The organism is Flintibacter muris (assembly GCF_943192995.1).
Lineage (GTDB): Bacteria > Bacillota > Clostridia > Oscillospirales > Oscillospiraceae > Lawsonibacter > Lawsonibacter muris.
In genome coordinates, this window is record NZ_CALPCP010000079.1 from 1 (window position 1) to 7,068 (window position 7,068).

The 7,068-nt window shown below is 51.1% G+C and carries 6 protein-coding genes and 2 pseudogenes; 1 reads left to right on the forward strand and 7 read right to left on the reverse strand.

Annotated elements, in window-relative coordinates; translation table 11 throughout:
* A partial coding sequence (locus NFS22_RS22745) for a hypothetical protein (protein ID WP_251319923.1) occupies window positions 1-1,125 on the forward strand: 1,125 nt, incomplete at its 5' end.
* Window positions 1,126-1,595: 470 nt separating this feature from the next.
* Here NFS22_RS22745 and NFS22_RS22750 read toward each other — a convergent pair.
* The 7 genes and pseudogenes from NFS22_RS22750 to NFS22_RS22780 all read right to left on the reverse strand — a co-directional run.
* Window positions 1,596-2,666, reverse strand: a complete 1,071-nt coding sequence (locus tag NFS22_RS22750) for a HEPN domain-containing protein (RefSeq protein WP_251319924.1) — start codon at window positions 2,664-2,666, stop codon at window positions 1,596-1,598.
* A gap of 129 nt (window positions 2,667-2,795) precedes the next feature.
* Window positions 2,796-4,341 (reverse strand): annotated as a pseudogene (locus tag NFS22_RS22755) (DNA cytosine methyltransferase); the annotation flags it as partial.
* Window positions 4,338-4,703, reverse strand: a complete 366-nt coding sequence (locus tag NFS22_RS22760) for a DUF7768 domain-containing protein (protein WP_251319925.1) — start codon at window positions 4,701-4,703, stop codon at window positions 4,338-4,340. The gene NFS22_RS22760 and the pseudogene NFS22_RS22755, both read right to left, overlap by 4 nt.
* A gap of 23 nt (window positions 4,704-4,726) precedes the next feature.
* The gene (locus NFS22_RS22765) at window positions 4,727-5,596 is read right to left on the reverse strand and encodes a conjugal transfer protein TrbL family protein (RefSeq protein ID WP_420908909.1); all 870 of its coding nucleotides are present in this window, start codon (window positions 5,594-5,596) and stop codon (window positions 4,727-4,729) included.
* Window positions 5,597-5,635: 39 nt separating this feature from the next.
* Window positions 5,636-5,992, reverse strand: a complete 357-nt coding sequence (locus NFS22_RS22770; protein WP_251319926.1) for a hypothetical protein — start codon at window positions 5,990-5,992, stop codon at window positions 5,636-5,638.
* Between the two features lie 16 nt (window positions 5,993-6,008).
* Window positions 6,009-6,341, reverse strand: a complete 333-nt coding sequence (locus NFS22_RS22775) for a DUF3852 domain-containing protein (RefSeq protein ID WP_016317203.1) — start codon at window positions 6,339-6,341, stop codon at window positions 6,009-6,011.
* A gap of 88 nt (window positions 6,342-6,429) precedes the next feature.
* Window positions 6,430-7,068, reverse strand: a pseudogene (locus tag NFS22_RS22780) (SpaA isopeptide-forming pilin-related protein); the annotation flags it as partial.

A 7,068-nucleotide genomic window follows, 5' to 3' on the forward strand; every position in this document is an offset into this window, starting at 1 on the left:
CCTCATCACCCGAGAGTATTTTACCACATTTCTCGCTTCTCCGCTACTTCTATTTTCTATCTTGGTGAAGTACTAGTTGCGATAATTCAAAAACGATATGAAGCTATTCCCGAAACCAAACGGAATACAATAGATAGCAAATGGTATCTTGCAATGCAGGTCGTTATGAAAATTGTAAACAGAGTTGATGATAATATTGGTGATTTCGTTCTTGATTTGACATTAAAAAACATTCGTGAAGCGCTTCGAAAAGTAAAAGAAATTGTATTTAACAAACAATGGATTCAGCGGAATCTTACACTCCACTCCCCTGGCGCATTCCAAATTACAGATATTGATCAATACAGAACAAATCCTGCCTCATTGATTCGAGCTCTTGGAATGAATGAGAGTATTGTCTATAATTCTAGAGAATCTATTATTCCTAACCTTTTATATAATGAGGTCAACAATAATATGGAATTATTTCCATTGCTGACATTGAAGTATTTCCTTTATTTTGCGGACTATAGAGAAATGAGTTGGGACAGTTCAATAAGAATTTCTGATTTTTTACAAGATGTAGAAGAGGTTTTTGGCTCAAAAAAATACTTGCAGCACTTTAACAACTCTCTACGTTACTTGATGGAACACCGGTTGCTATTACGGAGTGCAGACCAAGAACAAATATCAAATAGCGATCTCTGTGAACAGGATATCAAGTCAACTGAGTTTGTATATGTTCCCAGTCTGTCTGTTGCTTTATGGGGTTTTTTAGGTAGAACGAGTGTCTTTTTTGAGATGTTTGTGGATGATATATGGCTTGATAATATGTCAAGAGAAACCCAACGACCGTTTTTTCGTGGTTTCGATTACGAAAATTATAGAATATGCCTAGACTATTTGGGGGAATTAATTGATGCTGAAACAACGATTTTTTCTCAGGCAATAAACAATCAAGGAAATGGCCAAAAGTTTTTTGAAATTTTTGGTGATAAACCAATTTGCGACTATTTATTAGATGGATTGGAAAACAGTCTAAATGCATTCTTTAGAGAGGAACAACCCGAATTTGCTAGCATTGTAACTACATGGAGAGAAAAAATTCGTATGCTCAGGAATGAATGTGGCAAAATTTATGATTAGGCGCAAATTGGAGAGCGCCCGGACAGCAGGGCAAAATTATCTACGCTAAAAATTCTGGATACTAAATAACTTTACGCTATACATTCTATGAACCTTGTTAATAGTCAAGACCACCCGTATAACGGGGAAGTGTCCTATCGCGCATTTTATAACAGGACCATGGGTAGGGGTTGCCGCCCTCGGTGGCCCACCTGTACAAGGATTGGGCCTCACAACGGGCCGCCCAAGGGGGTGCCCCCTACAAAATAAAATTTGTCAATAGGATACTCCCCGTATAACGGGTGGCTTGCACAACCCTGTAAAGGGATTTTACTGGCAAAGTCTAAACGCTTCCGAATTTAATTCCTACTGCATCTATGCCTATATTCAACATTTTCTTCTCGATACCAAGCATAACCTGTGGTTTCTTTTGACAATAAACAGAGGAAAACTCAAAAAAGAGTTTTCCTCTGTCTTAGAAATGAGCCTATTTAGGATACCTCTGGCGGATAAATAGCGTGCATCAGAGCCAGAAAATATGCACGGGTATTGGCTTTGCTCGCAGGTGTAGAATCATAGTTCAATCTGTCTTGACATATAACTTTGCGAAATACTGCTCTAACGTAATTATCCACTATAGTAGATAATGCTTTCAATTGCTCTGTATCATTTTGCTTTAGATATTTAAGATTGTCACCATGGGAACCATCGGAGCGCACACCATATGCCTCCCGCATGTGGTTTCGGATATCGTCTCTGTCTTCGGCATCAGTTCCAATAAAAGCTGCTGTGATATCAGCGATATTCTTTTTGTGCTCTTTATTGATTGCATATAAGCATTCCAACACAGAGCAGTATTTGTCAATTTTGCTGGAGAGCACCCCGGTTCTTCGAGCTTCCTGTAGATATTTTAATGCCCGTGCAAAACTGTTTCCCTCAGAACTGATAGCCTGATCAATCATCCACACTGTACTTCCGGCGTGATTAACAGATTCAAAGCGCCCCATTTTTGACTCATCCGGTAGCAAATAACGATATATTTCATACATTCGATTGATGGCCTCATCCATTTCAGGGTCGGTAAAAGACGTAACTGCACAGCTTCCGTCACTGCGAGTAATGAACATATCTCTTGTTCCTTGGGCATTGTAGTCATTAAGCAGATTCATCCAATAGCCTTGTGTTGCACAGACACAGGAATCCTTGATAAACCAGAAGCCAATTGAAAGTGCTTGCGCAAAATTATTTAAATGTATCTCCATAATACCATACCGATGATCCAACTCCTCCTTTGATAAACGGAATTCATCCTCCGTAGTCGCTAGAAGAAACAGCATCATGGGATGTTGAAATAATGCGTTGTACCGATTTATCCCAAGTTGATCCCTTAAGTTAGTATTCTTTAGAAGTGCCATAACATCTGTGCCGTGAGAGAAAAAATATCCGTTTAATCCGACAATCATTCCGTCCAGATTCATCTCTTTTGCGATATTTTCAGGAATAAAAGGATAGCTATTATTTCCAATGTCCAAGTAATCCAACCTGTTAATAAAGAAGTTCATCTGATTTACCTCTCAATCAAAATATTAAACATTTTGATTATACCATCGAGCGGAAAAAATGAAAAGACTTTAACAGGAAAAAGAGTCTTAATAGTGTGGATTCATATTGTGTTCATCAGGTTCAGAAAAGCCAGTGCCTCCGCGATTCGTCAATGTAGGAGACACTTTGTGCGGTCCTGTATACCTCGCATCAATGCCGTGATTCTCAAACAGTTCAATAACCATGCGCGTTTTTTCTTCCTGCCGCAGCCCCATAACCAGCGGCTGATGTCCATGCTCCTGTGCCCGCAGCGTCCCAGCCACATCTTCAGAGCAGGACATGACGCCGCCGCCCTGGTCGTTGAGACAGATCAGCGGCAGATGGACGCCCATCTGCGCACGGAGCGTGGGCGTCATATCGGTTGTAATGTCCATGCGTTGCCCCCCATGATCGGTGAGGCAGAGAATGGAGGGCATCATGTTCCCACTGGCGGTCGCTTTCAGCGTTGGAGCGATCTCCTCCTGATAACCGATCCCGCCAGCCGAAGGGGCGGCTCCGGCGCAGAAGCCTGCTACAAACAGAAGTCCACCCGGCTTCAGCTCACCGCTGTTGATCGTTGGGGCGACACCATAGGGAGTAGAGATACGCCTTTGCTGGTTATCCCAGGGAGTCAGACTGCCAGCTACTCCAGCTGTAAACAACAGCCCGCCAGGATTCCGCCCGCCGCCTCCGTCCGCGCTGGCCAGGGTGGGGGCCTTGCTCTCCGGGGTGAAGATGCGGGCCTGCTGGGTGTCCCAGGGAGTGAGGCAGTCCTGCGCAATGAAGGTCTGCTGCTTCATTCCCGGCTGGGCGCTCAATGCACCGGCCACATTGTGGAGATCTCGCACCTCGTCCCGCTGGTTGGCGGCAAAGGCGATGGATTTAGACGCCGGAGCCGCCAGTGAGATTAGCCCCGCCTGAGCCATCAGCGCCGCTTTCAGCTGAGGCGGCAGCTCCTTCCCGCGTTCCCCTGCCCTGCGCAGAATACCCAGGCAGGCGGTCTTGCTCAAATAGTATTTGCGGGGCGGTGCGTCCTGCAAAATCTGCGATAAGGAAAATACGTCTTCTTCGCTGAGGGGTGCGGGGCCAGTATTGAGCATCGAAGACCCGCCAGGCCAGGGAGAAACCAGTTCCCAGTACGATTCGCCCAGCAGGTTGCCACGCCCAGGGGTGAGGTCCAGGGACATGAGCGGTATCGCTTTTAACTCGGACGATCTCCTCGAGGACGATGCGGAAGTCCTCCCCCTTGGGGGTCCCTGAGCTGAACGCGCCAGGTACATTTTCCCAGCACATCCATCGTGGTCGAACAGCGAGCCCTGTCCGTCCTCGTTCCAAATCTGCATTTCGCATCTCCTTTACGACTCGAATTTGTTCCATAAAAAGGCTGGAGCGGGCGCCGGACAGACCGGCTCTCGCTCCAGCCACACTGAGATCCTGGCAAGGGCTGCCGCCGCAGATGATATCCACAGGCGGCAGACTTGCCCCGTTCAGCTTGGTGATATCCCCCACATGGATCATGTCGGGAAAATGGTGCTTCGTAACCTCGATGGGGAAGGCTTCGATCTCGCTGGCCCACACGGGCGTGATCCCGTTCCGGACCGCAGCCAGGGGGAAGCCGCCGATGCCATCGAAGAGGCTCCCCATAGTGAGTGTCATCCCATTGCCATCCCCATCCCTTCTGTGGGAGAAAAAGACACGGAAAGGATCTCCTGTGTACTGATCCTGCAAACAGGGATGCCAAGCTCCTCAGCGAGTTTCCGCTCTCCCTCCATGCCGGGGCTGACCCGATCTCCGCACAGCCACAGCGCATCGCACAGCTCCAGCATCTGATTCCCCATTTCGAGTCCCAGCTGGCGCTCCGCCGGATCGTTGTCATTGAGCATCTGGGGGTACAGCAGATGCGGGGCGAATGGCGTAACGCTCTGGGCGATGGCATAGCGGCACGCCTGGCGTGCGAAATCAAGATTGTGCGCCACATCTCCGGAGAGGGGCGAGGCAATGTATACCAGTTGATTCATATCCGTCTTTTCCTCCTCTGTCCTTATTTGGGCGCCACGGCCTGGGCAACGCTGCGGGTGGTGTTGACGGCAGCCTGGGCGGTGTAGACGGCGCTCATGATGTTGGCTCGGGTGGTGGTGTCCAGGCCGAAGGTCCCGGCGATCCGGGGCACCTCTCCCGCGGAGAGCATGAGACCCAGTCCCAGCAGGGCGTGGTCCTTAAAGACCATCAGGCCGGCCACCAGGATGGTGGATTGAAGGAAGGCGGTCAGGCACAGGCCGATGACCTGCTTCATCCACTGAACAAAGCCGTCTGTATAGCCTCTGGGGACGCTGAACATATAGAGGCTTCCCACAGCAATCTGGATGAGCAGGATGCCGCCCCGTTTGAGGTTGGCGAAAAACACCTTGATCACCGCGTAGGCCATCATAATGATGCAGAATAAAAGCATGATGGGACTGGTGAGGACGCTCATGCCGAAGCTGGGCGCGCCCGCCATATCCGCGAGGCTCTCCACGCTCATCAGTTCCTCAATGATTCGTTCTCCCACGGTCCCGATGCTGGTTCCAGCCCCGGTCAGGCCAATGGCGAAGGTCCCCTGCAAGGATACCGACAGGGAGTAGAGCCGCACAGGTACCACGGTGAACAGGCTCACCGCCATGAAGCCCTTGATGGCGTTCAGCGCCGTATGCTGGAGGTTGCCTCTGCCGGTGGAGTATTCAATGCCGAACTCAAAACCGGAGACCACCAGGCTGACGCCAAACAGCGCCCAGCCCAGCTGAGAGAAAAACAGGACGATGGCCTCCACCCAGTCCAGCGCGAACAGCTCCACGCCCATGTTCCCCATTTCAGCAAAGAAGTTGCCGAGGAAGCCTACCACCTGCCCATAGAACCAGTCGATCAGATTGTCCATGATGGTGGACGCTACAAAATCAAAGATAAATATTGAGAATCACCTCATTTCCGTATCAGGCTCTTGGAAAAGACGCAGGTATTCCTCCGCCAATTCCCAGAGCCTGTCTATATCCAGCGTGGGACGGTAGATATCCCAATCCGCTTTTTCCCCGAAGTCAGGAGGCTTTTTCACGCCGTGAGGCACATCCCAGGAACGGATGGTGATGGAATCCACAGGTCCGGTACGCCGGTTCAGGACCGTCACCTGGATTCCGTCGTAATTGCCGCCTCCCGAGGTGAGCGCGGCCTTTGCCAGAGTTTCCCCGCCCAGCCGGATGTAGCAGACGCCGCCCAGACAGACAGCGTCCGGGCGGCGTTTGGCAACGGCGTTCCGCAGTTCCTGTCCGAAGGGCATCCGCTGTCCGATCCCATCAAATCCCGATGATGCCCCAGATATAGGAGGGAGCAGTGAGGGTGAAGACCAGGCAGGCGAAGAGAATTACCGGGCCGGTCCACTCGAACTGGCCATGCTTGCGGTAATCAAAGTAAGCCATGCCCAGTTTGGTGAAGAAGGCGATGGCGAGGACCATGTCCAGCGCGGGGAAGACCACGTTCTCCACCACGGTCTTAATCTGGGTCGCGGCGTCGGTCCAGGTACTCTCCACCGCGGAGGCCACATCCCCGGCGGCGAAGGCGGGAGCGCAGCAGAGGGCCGCCACCACCATGGCGGCGGCAAGGATACGGAACATTTTCTTGAACTTCATCTTCATTTTCCTCCCTGTATTCATTTAGATTTACAGAAGAGGAGCCGCCCTTGACAGGCGGCTCCCCATTCAGCATGGATGGATCGGCTCAATAGCCGGTGCGGGGCAGGGGCTTGGCGGGCTTGTAGACCCTGGTGACCCATCTGCTGGTGGCCATGATCCACTGACCGTTGTACACGCCGCCTACATCCGCCTGGTTGACGAATTGGGTCCCTCCGGTGAGCCAGGACACCACATTGCAGTATACCTTGGGTGACTCCACCTGCCGGAAATTGCCGGGTACGATGCCGAAGGAAACCATAAACTCGGTGACGTACTCGTTGGAGGCCAGTCCCAGCGCGGCGGGGGAGGCGTCCAGCACATGGTTCTGCATGGTGCTCAGGTTGTCGTACATGGTGCGGTACTCGCCGTTGAGATTGGTCTTGAACACAATCTTGTAATTCCCCTGCACGTTGTAGGTACCGGTGACGATCTTGTCCAGCCGCACCGCCTGGACGGGCAGGGTGTCCCGCCAGTAGAAGCTGGTGAGCGCGGTGGTGGAATTGTTGGCGATGTTAGAGAAATCATAGCGGATCTGCTGGCCGGGCATGACCTCGGTGTAGCCGGTCTTCTTGATGGAGACGTTGGTGTATAGGGCTTTGTTGGTCATGGCCGTCTTGACGATCTGGCCGGCGTGCTCGATCTCCACCTCAATGGGCGTCTTATCCAGGCCGTAGAACTCAGCGGC

Bases quoted from the DNA above. Each gene is read 5' to 3' on its own strand.
- NFS22_RS22750 (WP_251319924.1), bottom strand. From the start codon at position 2,666: ATGAACTTCTTTATTAACAGGTTGGATTACTTGGACATTGGAAATAAT.
- NFS22_RS22760 (WP_251319925.1), bottom strand. From the start codon at position 4,703: ATGAATCAACTGGTATACATTGCCTCGCCCCTCTCCGGAGATGTGGCG.
- NFS22_RS22765 (WP_420908909.1), bottom strand. From the start codon at position 5,596: ATGGACAATCTGATCGACTGGTTCTATGGGCAGGTGGTAGGCTTCCTC.
- NFS22_RS22770 (WP_251319926.1), bottom strand. From the start codon at position 5,992: ATGCCCTTCGGACAGGAACTGCGGAACGCCGTTGCCAAACGCCGCCCG.
- NFS22_RS22775 (WP_016317203.1), bottom strand. From the start codon at position 6,341: ATGAAGTTCAAGAAAATGTTCCGTATCCTTGCCGCCGCCATGGTGGTG.